The following is a 15105-nucleotide window of genomic DNA, read 5'->3' as shown; positions in this document are numbered from 1 at the left end:
GCGATGGTGCCGTCAAGCATGCCTCGGATCTCGACAGCGCGCCGCGGGGGCGCAGGGTGGACCGGTGGAGTCAGAGGACCGTCAAGAGCGCGGGCAGGCCGAGCCAGCCCAGCAGGAGGACGACGATTCCCACAGCGCCCAGGTAGGACCACCAAGCGGCCTGCTTCAGAGCCGGACTGCGTTCGCTCCGGTCTACACGCCAGATGGCCGGAAGATAATAGGCGAAGGACAGGGCACTCATGAGGGCGAGGAGGACGGCGAGCGGCCAGAGTCCCCCGTGGAGGGTTACCAGGAGCACCCCGAGTTTGGCAAAAAAGCCGAGGCTGGGCGGCATGCCCGCCAGGGACAGGAGGGCCAGAGCCAGCAGGCCCGCAAGTACCGGCTGGCGCCGGCGGAAAGCGCTCCAGGGTATGCCATGGCTATCCTCCGGCAGAACCGACAGTGGCAGGAAGCTGGCCATATGCATGAGGCCGTAAGCCAGGGCATAGACGGTGGCCGCAACGATCCCAAGGGGTCCAGCGCCAAGCGCGGCGAGGAAATAGCCCGCGTGGGCCACCGCCGAGTAGCCCATGAGACGACGGATACGCTGACTGCGCAAGGCGAGGAGATTGCCTATCACCATGCTGATGGCGGCCAACACCCAGAGGGGCGTAGCCCAGGCCTCGCTGACACTGGCCAGATCGATCCAGGCCCCGAGGATGCCTACCTTGGCCACGGCGCCCAGGAGGAGGACGATGGGAGCAGGTGCGCCTTCGTAGATGTCCGCTACCCAAGCATGGAAGGGAGCCACGGCCAGTTCGAAGGCAAGGGCTGCATAGAGCAGCAATAGACCGAGATGACTGGCAAAGCCCGTCAGCAGAGTGCCCTGCGGCGGAATCAGGGCAAGGCTCCCGTTGCCGAGAAAGAGTATCGCCACCCCGAGGCCAAAAAGGGCCGAGGCGAGACCGGCCAGCAATGCGTACTTGGCGGCTGCCTCCAGGGCGATGCGGCGGCTTCCGGGCCAGGCGAGCAGCGCAAAGAACGGTAGCACCTGGAGTTCAAGGCCCACAAAGAGCCCCAGCAGGGTCTGACTGCTGACCAGACACAGAGCCCCCAGAAGTACCGTCAGGGAAAGCCCGGTCAGGGCTCCGGGCAGGCGTTGGGCCAAAGGGTGTCCGGCGATGAAGGCCAGCACGGCGGCCGTTGCCAGGCTGAGGTAGACCCCGAGCACGCTGGCGCTGCTATCCCAATAGAACCCCCCGCCCAGCTCGAGGCGAGCGTGGAAAACCACCCAGGCCGCACAGATGGCCACGAGAACGCCGAAGCGCAATGCCCAGCGTGCGAGGATGGGGGCCAGATCGAAAAAGAAGGCGAGCAGCGCCGCCACACCCACCAGAGCGAGGGGCTCCAGACTCGCTTCAATGGCCATGGAAAGCTCCCGCAAAGTGCACGGCGCTGTGGACGGGCAGCAGTCCCTGGAACTGCCCAAGCACGGGCTGGGGATCGAGACCAAGCCACAGGCAGAGGATTCCCAGTGCCCACATCATGGTCAGCTCACCCCCGGACAGGTCGCCTATTCCCCGCGGGATCCCAGGGTTCAGAGGACCCAGCATGACCCGCTCATAGGCGCGCAGAAAGACAATCACACTGAGCAGGATGCCGAAAGCGGCAATGGCCGCCGGCCACGGCGAGACGCGGAAAGCACCGGCTAAGGAAAGGAACTCTCCCGGAAAGTTGGCAAGGCCCGGCAGACCCATGCCGGTGAGGAAGAAAAAGAGCGTCCAGGCACCGAGCCTCGGGGTCTGACGGAACAGTCCGCCCAGGCCATCCCAGTGGCCCGGCAGGCCGCGTGCCTCGAGAATGGCGATGACGCCGAAAAGACCCACCGCCAGCAGCGCATGCGCCACCAGCAGGAACAGGGCGCCGTGTAGAGCCTGTTCCTGGAGCGCAAAGAGGCCGAGGGCGACGAGATTCATGTGGCTCACACTGGCCCAGGCGGCGAAACGGCGAAGATTCGGAGCATCCAGGGCAAGGAAAGCCGCATACAGGGTACCCACGGCACCCGTGAGAATCCCGTAGGGCGCAAACTGCAACGCGCCCTGGGGCAGCAGCGGAATGGCCCAGTGGATGAGACCATAGGCACCGGCAAGTACCGCCGCACCCGACAGCAGCATGCTCGCCGCCGGTGCCGCCCGCCCATAGGCTGGTCCCGCCCAGCTGTGCAGCGGGAACACGGGAAGCTTGACCGCGAGGCCCGCGAGCATGGCCAGAAAAAGCCAGGGTGCTACCGCCCCCTCCGGCCTTGGCACCGCCGCAAGGCCGGTCCAGGAAAAGGTGTAGATGCCGTTGGCACTTCCGTTGTCGAGGTAAATGTAGAGCACCGCCAGCAGGAGCAGGAGGGAACCGCCGACGGTATACAGCAGGAAACGCAGTGCCGCCGCCCGGTCCCGATCGCCACTGATGAGGATCATCCAGGCACCACTGAGGGCGACGATCTCGTAGAAGAGATAGAAGCCCAGAAAATTCTGGGAAAAGAAGGTTCCCATGAGGGCGCCCACCAGGACGAAGGCAGCGATGACCAGGGCGCGGAATTCCTCCAGACGCCAGGCAAAGCGCAGAGCAAAGGGCAGCAGGGCGGCTGCCGTGACGGCCAGGGTCGCCGCGAGGTTCGAGTTTTGCTGGCTCCAGAGATACCCAATCAGAGGCAGATACAGCGCTCGGTTGTCCAGTGTGCCTCCGGCAAAGGCCGCCGATAGAGCGAGGACGAGCTCGAGGAGGGCTGCGGGTAAGGCCAAGTGATGGCTGTCCTGCGGCCGCCCGCCAAGCCACAGGGCGACGATCCAGGGCCAAAGGACGAGGGCGCTCAGGATCATGGACCACCCCAGAGCAGGAGCACGAGAAGCAAGAGGCCCAGGAGCATGAAGGCGACGTATCGGCTGATCAGGCCATTTTCACCCCAGGCAAGGGCCACGCCGCTCCACTGCAGGCCCTCCCGTAGGCCACCGAGGATGGCGCTGCGAAAAAGCAGCCCCTCCACGCCCTGGCGCAAGAAAGTGGCCGCGCCATACAGCACCGGCGGCAGGAACCGCAGGGCCAGGGCATCCAGATGCCAGGCCTGGGCAAGGAAGGTGATGCGGCTCAGCCCGCGACCCTGACGTTCCCAACGGGCTGCAAGGTAACCGAGGCCGATGCCCACCAGCGTTACCATCGCCCCAACGGCCTCCAGTATCGCCGCGAGGCTGCCCGTGGGCTCGGGAGTCGGTCCCAGTTCCCGCTGCAGCCACGGCAACCAGAGGTGTGGTCCCGGCCAGCCTGGCGGAAACTGCAGCCAGCCAATCCCGACACTGGCGATGGCGAGGATCAGGAGGGGTATCTTCATGCCCCAGCCCAGGCGATAGGGCTCGCCGCCCCTCGGCTCACCCTCGAAGACCAGGAAATACAGACGGAAAGCATAAGCGGCGGTCAACAGCGCTCCCGCCAGGGCGAGGGTGTAGAGCAGGATCCCGTGGGGTGCAAGCCAGCTGGCATCGATGATGGCGTCCTTGCTGTAGAAGCCTGCCGAGATCACCGGCACGGCCGCCAAGGCAGAGATGCCGGCGAGAAAGGTCCAGCGCAGCAAGGGCTGTTGCCTCTTGAGACCACCCATGTGGCGAATGTCGTGATCCTCGGCGTAGATGCTGATCACTGCACCCGCCGCCATGAATAGCAGGGCCTTGAAGCAGGCATGTACCAAGAGGTGAAAGAGCCCCAAGGCTGGCGCGCCGATACCCACCGCCAGGAACATATAACCCAGCTGACTGATGGTGGAATAGGCCAGAACGCGTTTGATGTCCACCTGCGCCAGACCACAGCTGGCTGCGTAAAAAGCCGTCCAGGCGCCCAAGAGGGCGATGACCGAGAGCATGCCCGGCACGGCGGCAAAAAGCGGCAGCAGGCGGATACTGAGATAGACCCCTGCCGTCACCATGGTCGCTGCGTGGATCAGTGCCGATACCGTGCTGGGGCCGGCCATGGAGTCGGGTAGCCACAGATGCAGGGGAAACTGCGCGGACTTTGCGAGAGCCCCGATGAGTACCAGCGCGCTCGCCGCCAAGAGCACCGAGGGCGCTGGCTGCGCCTGGATCATCGGCAACAGGCGCTGGATGTCCAGGGTATGGTATTGGGCAAAGAGCAGGAATATACCAATGGCGAAGGTCATGTCGCCAATGCGCGTGACCACGAAGGCCTTGCGTCCCGCCCAGGCGTTTTTCCGCAGGCGGTACCAATGGGCGACGAGGGCATAGGAGCACAGACCCACCGTTTCCCAGCCCAGATACAGCAACAGGAGGTTGTCGGCCATGGTCAGGATCAGCATGCCGCCGACGAAGAGGTTCAGGTAAAAATAATAGCGACGCTCGCCGTAGTCCCCAGCCAGAAACTGTTGAGAATACAGATGGATGAGGAAGCCCACGAAGGCCGCGATGGAGATCATCACCAGACTGACGGCATCGACGTGTAGACCGATCCGGGCGACGAAGGAACCCACGGTCATCCAGGTCCAGATCCGATCCGTCAGATCCGGATGGGCGGCATGCTGCAGCCAGAGGATCAGGATCACGCCACTGGAGAGCAGGGGCATCAGGGCTGCCAGCCTTTTCACGACGGGTACACCCAGGCGCTGGCCAAAACCGGCGTTGATGAGCGCCCCTAGGAGCGGAAAGCCGGGGATGAGCCAGAGCCAGTCAGCCATCACGCCCACCCCGTAGGTGCCGCAGGACATCCACGTTGCTGCCACCAAAGGCCTTGCGCACGCGCAGCAGCAGAGCCAGGGTCGGTGCCAGCGCGGCGCCGCTCAAGGCCATCAGGAAGAGGGCGAGAATCTGACCGTCGGCACGGTTCCAAAGCGCACCCCCCACCAACGCGATGACCATGGCTGCGTTGAAGAGCAGCTCCACCCCCAGGAGGAAAAAGATCAGACTGCGGCGCAGGAGTACCAAGGCAAAGCCCGCCAGAACCAGAGCGAAGGCGATGACGAAGGCAAAGTCAGCGAGATTCACCATCGTCACCTCCTTGATGGATGGCCAGCACCGCCCCGATTACCGCAAAGAGCAAAACGGCCAAAGCCTCCACGAGCCAGAGCCAGGGGCCGAACAAGGCTGCACCGATCTCGGCGATGCCGAGGGGATGAGCACTCAGGTGCGGACCCGTCTGGGGCAGAAACAAAAGCCCCAGCACCAGCGCCAGGGCGCAAAGCAGGAGAAGAGCGGGTCCGGCACCGCGGCGAAAGCGCCGCGCCCCAGTTTCTTCCTCCGGATCCGGACGTAGCAACATGATGGCAAAAAGAAACAGTACCAAGATGGCGCCCAGGTACAGGATCACCTCCAGGGCGGCGACGAAGGGCGCCCCCAGCAGCAGAAAGAGTACGGCCAGCAGGAGCAACACGGCGCCGAAGAGGACTGCACCGCGCATCGGCACTGCCGCGTAGACGAGTGCCGCGAGGACCGTCAGGAGCGCAAGCACGAGGATGAGAGCCACAGCCATCATGGGCGATTGTCCAGGGGGTCCAGCGGCGCGGCGCGGGCGGATACCTCGGCTGCCGCCTCGATACGCACGCCGGCGTGGTCGTAATAGCGATAGTGCGGATGCTTGCCCGGTCCATCGATGAGCAGGGCCGCCTTGTGATAGACGAAATCGGCCCGTCGATCCTTGCCGAAGGCGAACTCCTCCAACAACTGAATGGCCAAGGTGGGACAGGCCTCCTCACAGAGTCCGCAGTAGATGCAGCGACTGAAATTGATGCGAAAGGTGCGGGCATAGCGGCGTCCGTCGGGGCGGTCGTCGCCCTCGAGCTCGATGCACTGGGTGGGGCAGACCGCAGAACAGAGCTCACAGGCAACACAGCGCTCATCGCCGTCGGGATCGCGGGTCAGGACCGGGCGGCCTCGCCAGCGCGGCGGCAGTTGCGGCTGTTCCTCGGGATAGGACAGGGTCACCGGCCAGCGACCCAGCTGGCGCAGGGTGGTCCAGAAACCCACGATCCAGGAGCGCAGCACCGGCCTCATAGCCATCCCCAGCGCAGTCCGGCGGCCACCACTGCCGTGCCCATGAGATTTACCAGGGCCAGCGGCAGGAGCCACTGCCAGCCCAGGTGCAGGAGTTGATCGTAACGCGGCCGTGGCAGGGTCGCGCGCAGCCAGAAGAAGAAAAAGATGAGCAACGCACTCTTGCCGAGCAGCCAGAGCCAGCCGGGTGCCCAAGGCCCATGCCAGCCGCCCAGGTACAGGAGGCTCGTCAGGATCGCCGTCAGTACCAGGCTCACATACTCCCCCAAGAAGAAAAAGCCGAAGGGCATGCCGCCGTACTCCGTGTGGTAGCCGGCGACGAGTTCACTCTCGGCCTCGGGCAGATCAAAGGGCAGACGCTCCGTCTCGGCCATGCCGGCAATGAGGAAGATGAGAAAGCCCAGGGGCTGGAGCAGGATGTAGGGCAGCGACTGGGCGGTGACGATGCCAACGAGGGAGAGGCTACCGCTCAGAAGCACGATGGCCAGCAGGCTGAGTCCCATGGGGAGCTCATAGCTCACCAGCTGGGCAACGGCGCGAATGGCGCCATACAGGGCAAACTTGTTGCCCGAGGCCCAGCCACCCAGGAAGACCCCGTAAACGTGCAGGGAGCTCAGAGCGAGGAGGAAAAGCAGGCCAATCTGCCAGTCCCCAGCCCAGGACAGGTGGGGGTCGAGGGGCACGACGGCAAAGGCGGCCAGGGCGCTGAAGGCTACCACCAGGGGGGCCAGGCGGTACAGCCAGGGATCGGCAAAGCTTGGCAGAAAATCGGCCTTGCTCAGGAGTTTGAGGGCATCGGCCAGCGCTTGGCCAACACCAAGGGGGCCCAGCCGGTTGGGACCCCAGCGATTCTGCAGGAGGGCCAGCACCCGCCGCTCGGCAAAGACCAGAAAGCCTGCCAATCCCAGGAGCAGGAGGATGGTCAGTACCATACCCAGGGCAGTCCAGACCACGCTCACGGTGCCACCTCCTCGCGCGCGTCGATGCGCTCACCGGGATGGTAGCCGAGATCCGAGAGCTGGGCAGGATCCAGAGCCAGCACGTCGGTTGCCATACCCTCCACCTCGATGACGGGAAAACGCCGGACCTGCCCGTCGCGGCTGGTGAGGAGCAGGGCGCGCGCCTCGGTCTGTCCCGGTGCCAAACGCACCCCGGGAACCGGCGCCAAACTCTGCAGCTCCAGAGCAAAGCGGGCCTGCGCCTCGTCGCCATACCAGTGATTGGCGCTCAGCCACCAGCGCCCGCTGCCGCTGTGGGGGACGGGAACGATACCGATACGAAAACGGGCACGCAGACCGTCGGGGAGGAAGGCGCCGGGATCACCAGGGGCGGGAAGCTCGGGGCAGAGGTAGTGCCGATAGAAGGCAAAGCGCTGGCGAAAACGCTCCAGACGATCCCCGCGCTGCGCCAGAGCCTCGGCCAGGGTATAGGGCTCCCACAGGGCCATCGCCTCACGCATGCCGCCTGCGGGTAGGGGGAAAGCACTGCGACTGGGGTCCCACTGGCGCTGCTCCCGGGCCGGTTGATAGACCTTGGCAAAGGCCTGAAAACGTCCCTCGTAGTTGAGAAACACCCCGTCCCGCTCCGCCGTCGCCGCCATGGGCAGGCGCAGGTCCGCTTCCCCGTAGGTGGTCGTGGGAAGATGATCCAGCAGGCTGATCTGTAGCTCCGGAGGGCGCTGACGCCAGAAGGGGGCGTCCCCATCCTCGCCCAGAGGATCCGCCGCCAGTGCCAGAAGATGGCGACAGCGCCCAATAGCCACGGCTTCGCGCAGACGCGCGCTCTGGCCATCGGTGGCAAAAAAGGCGGCACCGCCGAGATTGGGCGCGGTGTGGGCGACGATGACCCCGGTCCCGGGCGGCAGATCCTCCTGCAGGCGCCGGACGACGTGTACGCCCGCAGGCCCCAGAGCGTCGGCGCTGGCCAGGATGACGGCACGCTTGCCCGAGGGCAGGGCCCGGCACCACGCACCGGCAGCATCGACAAAGCCATCGGGACGCAGGCGTTGCACTTGCCCATGTTTGTCCAGAGCGGTAGGCAAAACCGAAGCCAGGGTCAGGTGCGCGCCCGCCCGCACTGCCGCCTGCACGGGCAGACGCAGACTGGGGGAGAGTTCCAGAGCCTGACCCAGGATCAGGATGCGTTCGGCCTTGGCAAGTTCCGCCAGTGAGGGTGCCTGGGGCAGGGCAAGAATCTCCCGCGCCAGAGCTTCCTGCCAGGGGTCGGAAAAGGCAGCGAAAGGCGCCCCATAGGCATCGGCCAGGGCGAGCCAGGCGAGGTTGGCCAGAATGTCGGCGCGGGGTGAGCCAAGGAAGGCCGTCTGCCCTTGGGCAAGGATGTCCGCCAGATGGTCCAAGGTGGCATCGCTGTCCACATCGCGCCCGCGCAGCTGGTTGGTCCATGGTCGCTGGCGATGGGCGGTGTGGCGGAAACCGTAGCGACCGCGGTCGCAGAGAAAATGGGGGTTGATGTCGGGATGGGGTCGCTGGCGGACGCGCCGCAAGCGTCCGCGGGCAGCTCCCGGTGCGGTATTACAGCCGAGATTGCAGTGCGGACAGACGGAGGGCGCCGTCTCCAGATCCCAGGGACGAAGGTAGTTGGCGTGATAGACCTTGTCCGTGAATACTCCCGTCGGACAGATTTCCGCCAGGTTGCCGGCGAAGGGACTTTCCAGTGCGCCGTCCTGCAGGCGACCAAAGAAAACCCGGTCGCGGGATCCGAACACACCAAAATCTTCGCCCCCGGCTATGTCCTGGTAGAAGCGTACGCAGCGATAGCAGGTGATGCAACGATTCATCTCCTGGCGAATGAGGGGTCCCAGTTGCTGACTGCGGAAGGTGCGCTTGCGGTTTTCGTAGGTGCGCAGGCGATGGCCAGCCCGCACCGTCATATCCTGCAGGTGGCATTGGCCACCCTCGTCGCAGACCGGGCAATCGTGGGGGTGGTTGCGCATCAACAGCTCGCTGATGGCAGCGTGTTCCCGCTCGACATCGGCCTCTGCCGTGACGAGCTGCAGGCCAGGACTGGCGGGCAGCAGACAGGCCATCATCACTCTCGGCGGGTGCCGGTCGTCGTGGGGATAGAACTTGACCGCGCATTGGCGACAGGCGCCCAGGCTGCCCAGGGCCGGATGATAGCAAAAGTAGGGAACATCGCGGTCGCGCCCCATGGCCAGCAAGGCCTCGAGGACGTTTTGCCCCGCTACGAAAGGAATCGCCCGGCCGTCGAGATAAAAATGCGCTGTCATGGCCGCCTCCCATAGGGACAGGCGTGTTCCCGAACGTGGGCAAGGAAGTCCTCGTGGAAACTTTCGAGTCCCGACAGCACCGGCATGAGCGCACCGGGTGCCAAGGCACAGAAGCTGTTGGGGGCGATTTCTGCCCCGAGGCTGCGAATCTTGTCGATATCGGCCATGGTACCAAGCCCCTGTTCGATGCGCTCCAACAACCACTGTATATAGGGTAGACCTTCACGGCAGGGTGTACAGAAACCGCAGGACTCGCGCGCAAAGAACCGGGTCGTGGCCAGGAGAAAATCCACAGGGCAGTGGCCATCGTCGAGGACGATGACGCCACCCGTGCCCAGCCGTGAGCCGATTTTGGCCATGGCGTCGAAGTGCATGGGGGTGTGGAATTTATCGGGCAGGACGAAGGGTGTGGACGACCCTCCCGGCAGCACGCCACGGATGCGCCGTCCCGGGAGGGCACCGCCGGCGTGGGTTTCCAGAATCTCGGCGAGGGTGGTTCCCATGGGCAACTCAAAGACGCCCGGGCGGCGCACGGGGCCGCTGACATTGTAGAGCTTGGTACCCACCCCATCGTGGACGCCCAGGGCGCGCCAGGCATCGACGCCCAGACGGAGAATTCCGGGCAGCTGGGCAAAGGTCTCGGCATTGTTGACGGTGGTGGGCTGCAGCCAAAGACCTTGCTGCGCGATGTGGGGCGGTTTTTTCCGCGGATTGGGCCGACGCCCCTCGATGGCGTTGAGGATGGCGGAGTCTTCGCCACAGATGTAGCGACCCAAGGATAGGTGGATATCCAGGCGCAGAGCCCCGCCCGGCAGTTCCAGGAGACCGGCCGCGCGCACCGCCGCAAGAGCGCGCTCCAGTACTGCAGCTCCCTCGGCATACTCGCCTCGGATGAAGACGACGGCATACTGCACACCGAGGGCGTGGGCGGCGATGAGCATACCCTCGAGTATTTGGTGCGGGGCACCCAAAAGCAGAGCGCGGTCCTTGAAACTCCCAGGTTCCGTCTCATCCAGATTACAGACGAGATAGCGCGGCGTGGGCGCGTCGACACCCCGCAGACGCCATTTGACGCCCGTCGGAAAGCCGGCGCCACCACAACCACGCAGGCCCGAGCGCTCCACCTCGGCGATGAGTTCGGCGGGCGCCATGTCCAGGGCCCGTTGCAGACCCGTATAGCCACCATCGTCGCGATAGCGATCCAGATCCGCCGGGTCTTCTGCGCCAAAGTAGCGGCTGAGCAATTGCATCAGCCCTGCTCCCACTCGGCCAGCAACTGCTCCAGAGCCGTAGGGCTGAATCCCCCCACGGCACGTCCGTCCACGAGGACGGCCGGCGCCCGGTCGCACAAGCCGAGACAGACGTGGGGCAGGATGCTGTAGTGACCAGCCCCGGCTACCTGACCCAGGCGGACACCGCTGATGGCTTCGGCCCGCCGCACGAGCTCCGGGGCGCCCGCCAGGTGGCAGGCGACGCTGTCGCAGATACGTAACAGATGGCGACCCGCTGGACGACGCAGGACCAGGGGGTAAAAACTGCAAAGCTCCTCCACCTGTACCGGGGTCAGGCCGGTGCAGTCCGCCGCGTAATGCAGAGCTTCGTCGTCGATGTATCCCAGAGCCTCCTGCAGGAGACGCAATACGTCGCTGATGGCCGCAGCGCGTTGTGGCGACTGGCGCAGGTGCGCTTCCAGCTCCCGCCGGACGGACGGCGGCAGGCGTTCAGCGATCGAGGTCGGCGAGGACATAGTCCAGGGATCCTATGGTGGCGATGAAGTCGGGCAGCCTGAGCCCACGGCCAAGCTCGGTGATCATCTGCACGTGGGCGAAGGAACCCGTGCGTACCCGCAGGCGGTAGGGCTTGGGGCCGCCGTCGCTGACGACAAAGTAGCCTAGCAGTCCGCGCGCAGACTCCCCAAGACCCAGAGCCGATCCCGGCGGCGGACCGAATGCGTCGGCCATCTGCTCAAAGTGGTGGATGAGGGTCTCGATATCCAGCAAAGTTCGCGATTTGGGCATGAGGGCGAGGGGCGCATCGCACGCCAGGGTCGGCCCCTCCGGAAGGATATCGGCCAGCTGCCGCAGGATGCGGATACTCTCGCGGATTTCCGCGATGTGCAGCCAGGTGCGGCTCCAGGCATCGCCCGCCGTGGTTACGGGCACCTCGAAATCCACCCGGTCGTAGAGCCCGTAGGGCGCGGCCTTGCGCAAATCGAAGGCGCGCCCGGTGCTGCGCAAAAGGATACTCGTTGCACACCAACGCTCCGCTTGCTCCGCCGTGACCACGCCGACGCCTTCCGTGCGGGCACGAAAGATGGGGTTTTCCACCGTGAGTCGCTCACTGTCCGGCAGACCCTTCTCGATGCGCCGCAAAAGTGCCAGCAGATCGCTGCGCCAGCCCTCGGGAAGGTCGTCCGCCACCCCGCCAATGCGAAAGAACTGCGGATGCAGACGCCCACCGGTGAAGCGCTCCATGAGCTCCAGTAGCCAAGCCCGGTCGCGGAAGGCATAAAAGGCCGGCCCCATGGTGCCGAGATCGTTGCCGTAGCTACCCAACCACACCAGATGCGAGCTGATCCGACAGAGCTCGGCGAGGAGCGTGCGGATACCCTCGGCGCGCTCCGGCACGTGGATGGCCGCCAGCTTCTCGATGGCCCGCAGATATGGCCACTCCCCCAAGACCCCACCCAGATAGTCCACCCGATCCGTGTAGGGGATGAAATTGTGATAGCTGTGGCCCTCGGCAATCTTCTCTACCCCACGGTGGTGATAGCCGATGTCCGGATCGACGGCGACGATCTCCTCACCGCGCAGGCGCAGGATGTAGCGCAGGATACCGTGGGTGCCGGGGTGGTGCGGGCCGACATTGAGCACCATGGTCTCCCCGTCGTCCAGGGCCTGGCCGTCGGGGCTGCGCTGGTACTCACCCAGGCGCTCCTGAAGGTGTTCACGGTCGATGACGATGGGCGGTCGTTCCGTGGCACGGATTGCCTCCTCCTTGCGCAGCGGGTGGCCCCGCCACTGCGGCGGCAGGAGGATGCGGCGCAGATCGGGGTGTCCGGCAAAGCGCAGACCGAAAAGATCATAGACCTCACGCTCGTACCAGTTGGCATTGGCGTATAAGTCCGTCAGCGATGGCGCCGTCTCCTGCCCCGCAGGCAGCGGCACGCGCAGGCGCAGGAGCTCTCCCACCGCGTAGTTGAACAGGTGATAGATCAAGGTAAAGCCACCGCCAGAGGGCCGCTCGTCCATGGCCGTGAGATCCCACAGGCAGCGATAGGGGCTGCGCCAGTCATCGCGCAGATAGCGCAGGCAGGGCTTGAGGTTGGCGGTCGGGAGGCTGAAGTCGAGACAATCGTCGCAGGCAGCGGTAAACGGGGTGGCCGAGAACTCCTTTTGCAGCGCTTCGGCCAGCAGCATCAGGCCTCCTCACGGGCAACGACCCGCGCCGGTCGCTGGCGGATCTTGCGCTGCAGGAGCAGCAGACCGTCCGTCAGGGCTTCGGGTCGGGGAGGGCAGCCGGGCACATAGACATCCACGGGCAGGATTTGGTCCAGGCCCTGAATGACGCTGTAGACATCGTACATGCCGCCGGAGTTGGCGCAGGATCCCATGGAAATGACCCATTTGGGTTCGAGCATCTGGGCGTAGATCTCGACGATCATGGGAGCCATCTTGGCGAAGACCGTGCCGGAGCAGATGAGCACGTCGGCTTGCCGCGGCGACGAGCGCAGGACTTCGGCGCCGAAGCGGGCGATGTCGTGGCGCGGCGTAACGGCCGCTACCATCTCGATGAAACAGCAGGAGGTGCCAAAGTTGAGCGGCCACAGGGATCCCGCCCGACTCCAGGCGATGAGTTCGTCCAGCTTGCCCGCCAACAGCGACAGTGGACCCCGCTCTAGTGCCATCGCAGAGCTCCCATGCGCCACTCATAGACCCAGCCCAGGGCAAGGATGAGCAGGAAAATCAAGCCACCCACGACCGCCCGCACGGGCAGCGTGTGAAAAGCCACCGCCCACGCGAAGAGAAAAGCGCCCTCCAACTCGAAGACTAGAAAGGACACCGCCAACAGGTAGAAGGCCACCTGCAGGGGCGGATGGGAGCGACTGCCACGACCAAGCCCACTCTCAAAGGGGATGTCCTGATTCTGACCAACACGGCGCGGACCCAGACGCCGGGCAAGCAGCAACAGGGCGCCGAGAATGAGGACCACGAGGAGTGCGAAAAGTCCCACACGCGCCGCATCGCTCCATACCATCGGCTCGACCTCCTGTCGCCATAAAAATGCGCTACAGTAAGAAGTGTAGTCCGCGAACCCCTCAGTGCAAGGACACGGGATCCCGGGCCCGTCCGGGTTCGCCGATGTTGTCGTCCACGACAAGGAGGTCGACGATGGAGATATGGGAAGATCCGGTGGTGCTGGACCGCATCCTGGATTACCTCGATACGCACCAGTTCCTGGCGAGCTTCACGAGCCTCGGCGGCCTCCCCCTGCGTGAGGGCGCGCACTGCCATTGCAGCGATCCGCGGCGCGTGGGAGACGACCTCGACCTGCGCTGTGAGGTCAGTTTTGAGGAACTCGTCGGTTACGGTGCCGCCGCTGCTCAGCGCCTGCGCCAGAGCGGCGAGGTGCATCTGCGCCTCGACGCGGCCGGACAGGTCAAAGACGCCTGGCTCTGTCGCCCCGATTCCTGCTGAAGGGAGCACGCGCCACGCAGCCTGAAGGCATACTTTTTTCGTGCGTTGCCGTACAATATACCGGTAAAGGGCCGGTGGGGCCCGAAGTAGGGCAGTCGACCAGGTTCGGGAGCGTCGGCCTGTCCGCGAATCATCGACCGGGAGGTTGTGCGTTATGCTTTATCCGGAATTGTTCAAATCCCTTGAGGCTGCGCGCTGGAACATGGAAAAGGACATCCCCTGGGATGACTTCGATCCTGCGCTCATCACCGATGAACAATTGCAGACCATCAAGATGAACGCCATCACCGAGTGGTCGGCGCTGCCGGCAACGGAGATGTTTCTGCGGGACAACCGCAACGATTCGGATTTTTCCGCGTTCATGTCCATCTGGTTCTACGAGGAACAGAAGCACGCCTTGGTGCTCATGGAGTATTTGCGCCGTTTTGCGCCCGAATACGTGCCCACCGAAGAGGAACTGCACCGGGTGCGCTTCGAGTTCGACCCCGCCCCAGCCATGGAGACCCTGATGCTCCATTTCTGCGGCGAGATCCGCCTGACGCACTGGTACAAGGCAGCGGCCCAGTGGCACACCGAGCCCGTCATCAAGGCCATCTACGAGACCCTGTCCAAGGACGAAGCCCGCCACGCCGGAATCTACCTCAAATACATGCGCCGGGCTATCGACCGCATCGGCGATCAGGCCCGTCTGGCCTTCGCCAAGATCGGCGTCCTCATGGCCAATACCAAGACCGCCAAAGCCCTGCATCCCACCAATCTGCACGTCAACAAGGAAATGTATCCCCAGGACAGCGTGCAGAGTCATCTACCCGATCCGGGCTGGCTGGAGCGTTGGCTCGACACCCAGATCCACTTCGACAGCATCTGGGAAGGCAAGGTGGTCAATGGCATCCTGCGCAACCTTTCGACCCTCTTGGAGACCCCCATCCGCACGGCCAAGGATCTCAGTCGCTATCGCAAGGAAATGAGCACGCAGGCGCGCGACGGGCAGTTGGCCCCGAGTTGAGACGTCGCCGTTTGGCGACGGAACGGTTCCAGTGCATCCTTGGGGCTACCGGATACTGCGGTCAAAAAGCGACGGTCTGCGGGGCGGTGAATCCCGCCGGTCCGGCCTCTGGGTTTGGTCTGTTTTTTGCTTGAA

The 15105-nt window shown here is 64.6% G+C and carries 15 protein-coding genes; 2 read left to right on the top strand and 13 right to left on the bottom strand.

Annotation, left to right across the window (positions count from 1 at the left end):
• Window positions 1-70: 70 nt before the first annotated feature.
• The 13 genes from ACAty_RS12120 to ACAty_RS12060 are packed head-to-tail and all read right to left on the bottom strand — an operon-like array spanning window position 71 to window position 13524.
• On the bottom strand, window positions 71-1408 hold the full coding sequence (locus tag ACAty_RS12120; RefSeq protein WP_004869006.1) for an NADH-quinone oxidoreductase subunit N: 1338 nt from the start codon (window positions 1406-1408) through the stop codon (window positions 71-73).
• On the bottom strand, window positions 1398-2852 hold the full coding sequence (locus ACAty_RS12115; RefSeq protein WP_004869003.1) for a complex I subunit 4 family protein: 1455 nt from the start codon (window positions 2850-2852) through the stop codon (window positions 1398-1400). Before ACAty_RS12115 ends, ACAty_RS12120 begins: the two co-directional genes overlap by 11 nt.
• The gene (gene nuoL, locus ACAty_RS12110; protein ID WP_038472297.1) at window positions 2849-4708 is read right to left on the bottom strand and encodes an NADH-quinone oxidoreductase subunit L; all 1860 of its coding nucleotides are present in this window, start codon (window positions 4706-4708) and stop codon (window positions 2849-2851) included. The genes ACAty_RS12115 and nuoL overlap by 4 nt, the downstream gene beginning before the upstream one ends.
• Window positions 4701-5018: an NADH-quinone oxidoreductase subunit NuoK gene (locus tag ACAty_RS12105; RefSeq protein WP_004869000.1), complete on the bottom strand. Its 318-nt coding sequence runs from the start codon at window positions 5016-5018 to the stop codon at window positions 4701-4703. Before ACAty_RS12105 ends, nuoL begins: the two co-directional genes overlap by 8 nt.
• Window positions 5002-5502: an NADH-quinone oxidoreductase subunit J gene (locus ACAty_RS12100; protein ID WP_004868998.1), complete on the bottom strand. Its 501-nt coding sequence runs from the start codon at window positions 5500-5502 to the stop codon at window positions 5002-5004. The genes ACAty_RS12105 and ACAty_RS12100 overlap by 17 nt, the downstream gene beginning before the upstream one ends.
• Window positions 5499-6020 carry an NADH-quinone oxidoreductase subunit NuoI gene (gene nuoI / locus ACAty_RS12095; protein ID WP_004868996.1) on the bottom strand — a complete coding sequence of 174 codons (522 nt, stop codon included), beginning with the start codon at window positions 6018-6020 and terminating at the stop codon, window positions 5499-5501. Before nuoI ends, ACAty_RS12100 begins: the two co-directional genes overlap by 4 nt.
• The gene (gene nuoH, locus ACAty_RS12090; RefSeq protein WP_004868995.1) at window positions 6017-6979 is read right to left on the bottom strand and encodes an NADH-quinone oxidoreductase subunit NuoH; all 963 of its coding nucleotides are present in this window, start codon (window positions 6977-6979) and stop codon (window positions 6017-6019) included. Before nuoH ends, nuoI begins: the two co-directional genes overlap by 4 nt.
• Window positions 6976-9267 carry a 2Fe-2S iron-sulfur cluster-binding protein gene (locus tag ACAty_RS12085; protein WP_004868994.1) on the bottom strand — a complete coding sequence of 764 codons (2292 nt, stop codon included), beginning with the start codon at window positions 9265-9267 and terminating at the stop codon, window positions 6976-6978. The genes nuoH and ACAty_RS12085 overlap by 4 nt, the downstream gene beginning before the upstream one ends.
• Entirely contained in the window at window positions 9264-10517 is a 1254-nt protein-coding gene (locus ACAty_RS12080; protein ID WP_004868992.1) for a complex I 51 kDa subunit family protein, read from the bottom strand. The genes ACAty_RS12085 and ACAty_RS12080 overlap by 4 nt, the downstream gene beginning before the upstream one ends.
• Window positions 10517-11014 carry an NADH-quinone oxidoreductase subunit E gene (locus ACAty_RS12075; RefSeq protein WP_014003490.1) on the bottom strand — a complete coding sequence of 166 codons (498 nt, stop codon included), beginning with the start codon at window positions 11012-11014 and terminating at the stop codon, window positions 10517-10519. Before ACAty_RS12075 ends, ACAty_RS12080 begins: the two co-directional genes overlap by 1 nt.
• On the bottom strand, window positions 10989-12686 hold the full coding sequence (locus tag ACAty_RS12070; RefSeq protein ID WP_004868988.1) for an NADH-quinone oxidoreductase subunit D: 1698 nt from the start codon (window positions 12684-12686) through the stop codon (window positions 10989-10991). The genes ACAty_RS12075 and ACAty_RS12070 overlap by 26 nt, the downstream gene beginning before the upstream one ends.
• Complete coding sequence (locus ACAty_RS12065) at window positions 12686-13174, bottom strand: NADH-quinone oxidoreductase subunit B (RefSeq protein ID WP_004868987.1); 489 nt, start codon at window positions 13172-13174, stop codon at window positions 12686-12688. Before ACAty_RS12065 ends, ACAty_RS12070 begins: the two co-directional genes overlap by 1 nt.
• Window positions 13165-13524, bottom strand: coding sequence for an NADH-quinone oxidoreductase subunit A (locus tag ACAty_RS12060; protein ID WP_004868984.1), 360 nt, complete (start codon window positions 13522-13524; stop codon window positions 13165-13167). The genes ACAty_RS12065 and ACAty_RS12060 overlap by 10 nt, the downstream gene beginning before the upstream one ends.
• Before the next feature lie 134 nt (window positions 13525-13658).
• On the opposite strand from ACAty_RS12060, the gene ACAty_RS12055 reads away from it, so the two are divergent.
• Both ACAty_RS12055 and ACAty_RS12050 read left to right on the top strand, forming a co-directional pair.
• Window positions 13659-13964: a hypothetical protein gene (locus ACAty_RS12055; RefSeq protein WP_004868982.1), complete on the top strand. Its 306-nt coding sequence runs from the start codon at window positions 13659-13661 to the stop codon at window positions 13962-13964.
• 154 nt (window positions 13965-14118) lie between these two features.
• Window positions 14119-14970, top strand: a complete 852-nt coding sequence (locus ACAty_RS12050) for a ferritin family protein (RefSeq protein ID WP_004868980.1) — start codon at window positions 14119-14121, stop codon at window positions 14968-14970.
• The last annotated feature ends 135 nt before the right edge of the window (window positions 14971-15105 follow it).

Origin of the sequence: Acidithiobacillus caldus ATCC 51756 (assembly GCF_000175575.2) — a bacterium.
Lineage (GTDB): Bacteria > Pseudomonadota > Gammaproteobacteria > Acidithiobacillales > Acidithiobacillaceae > Acidithiobacillus_A > Acidithiobacillus_A caldus.
The sequence above is the reverse complement of the archived record's forward strand: the minus strand, read 5'-3'. Positions and strand labels throughout refer to the sequence as shown.

Excerpts from the sequence above, each read along its gene's own strand:
- ACAty_RS12055 (WP_004868982.1), top strand. The coding sequence starts at position 13,659 with ATGGAGATATGGGAAGATCCGGTGGTGCTGGACCGCATCCTGGATTAC.
- ACAty_RS12105 (WP_004869000.1), bottom strand. The coding sequence starts at position 5,018 with ATGGTGAATCTCGCTGACTTTGCCTTCGTCATCGCCTTCGCTCTGGTT.
- ACAty_RS12085 (WP_004868994.1), bottom strand. The coding sequence starts at position 9,267 with ATGACAGCGCATTTTTATCTCGACGGCCGGGCGATTCCTTTCGTAGCG.
- ACAty_RS12050 (WP_004868980.1), top strand. The coding sequence starts at position 14,119 with ATGCTTTATCCGGAATTGTTCAAATCCCTTGAGGCTGCGCGCTGGAAC.
- ACAty_RS12065 (WP_004868987.1), bottom strand. The coding sequence starts at position 13,174 with ATGGCACTAGAGCGGGGTCCACTGTCGCTGTTGGCGGGCAAGCTGGAC.
- nuoL (WP_038472297.1), bottom strand. The coding sequence starts at position 4,708 with ATGGCTGACTGGCTCTGGCTCATCCCCGGCTTTCCGCTCCTAGGGGCG.
- ACAty_RS12100 (WP_004868998.1), bottom strand. The coding sequence starts at position 5,502 with ATGATGGCTGTGGCTCTCATCCTCGTGCTTGCGCTCCTGACGGTCCTC.
- ACAty_RS12075 (WP_014003490.1), bottom strand. The coding sequence starts at position 11,014 with ATGTCCTCGCCGACCTCGATCGCTGAACGCCTGCCGCCGTCCGTCCGG.
- ACAty_RS12115 (WP_004869003.1), bottom strand. The coding sequence starts at position 2,852 with ATGATCCTGAGCGCCCTCGTCCTTTGGCCCTGGATCGTCGCCCTGTGG.
- ACAty_RS12120 (WP_004869006.1), bottom strand. The coding sequence starts at position 1,408 with ATGGCCATTGAAGCGAGTCTGGAGCCCCTCGCTCTGGTGGGTGTGGCG.
- nuoI (WP_004868996.1), bottom strand. The coding sequence starts at position 6,020 with ATGAGGCCGGTGCTGCGCTCCTGGATCGTGGGTTTCTGGACCACCCTG.
- ACAty_RS12080 (WP_004868992.1), bottom strand. The coding sequence starts at position 10,517 with ATGCAATTGCTCAGCCGCTACTTTGGCGCAGAAGACCCGGCGGATCTG.
- ACAty_RS12060 (WP_004868984.1), bottom strand. The coding sequence starts at position 13,524 with ATGGTATGGAGCGATGCGGCGCGTGTGGGACTTTTCGCACTCCTCGTG.
- ACAty_RS12070 (WP_004868988.1), bottom strand. The coding sequence starts at position 12,686 with ATGCTGCTGGCCGAAGCGCTGCAAAAGGAGTTCTCGGCCACCCCGTTT.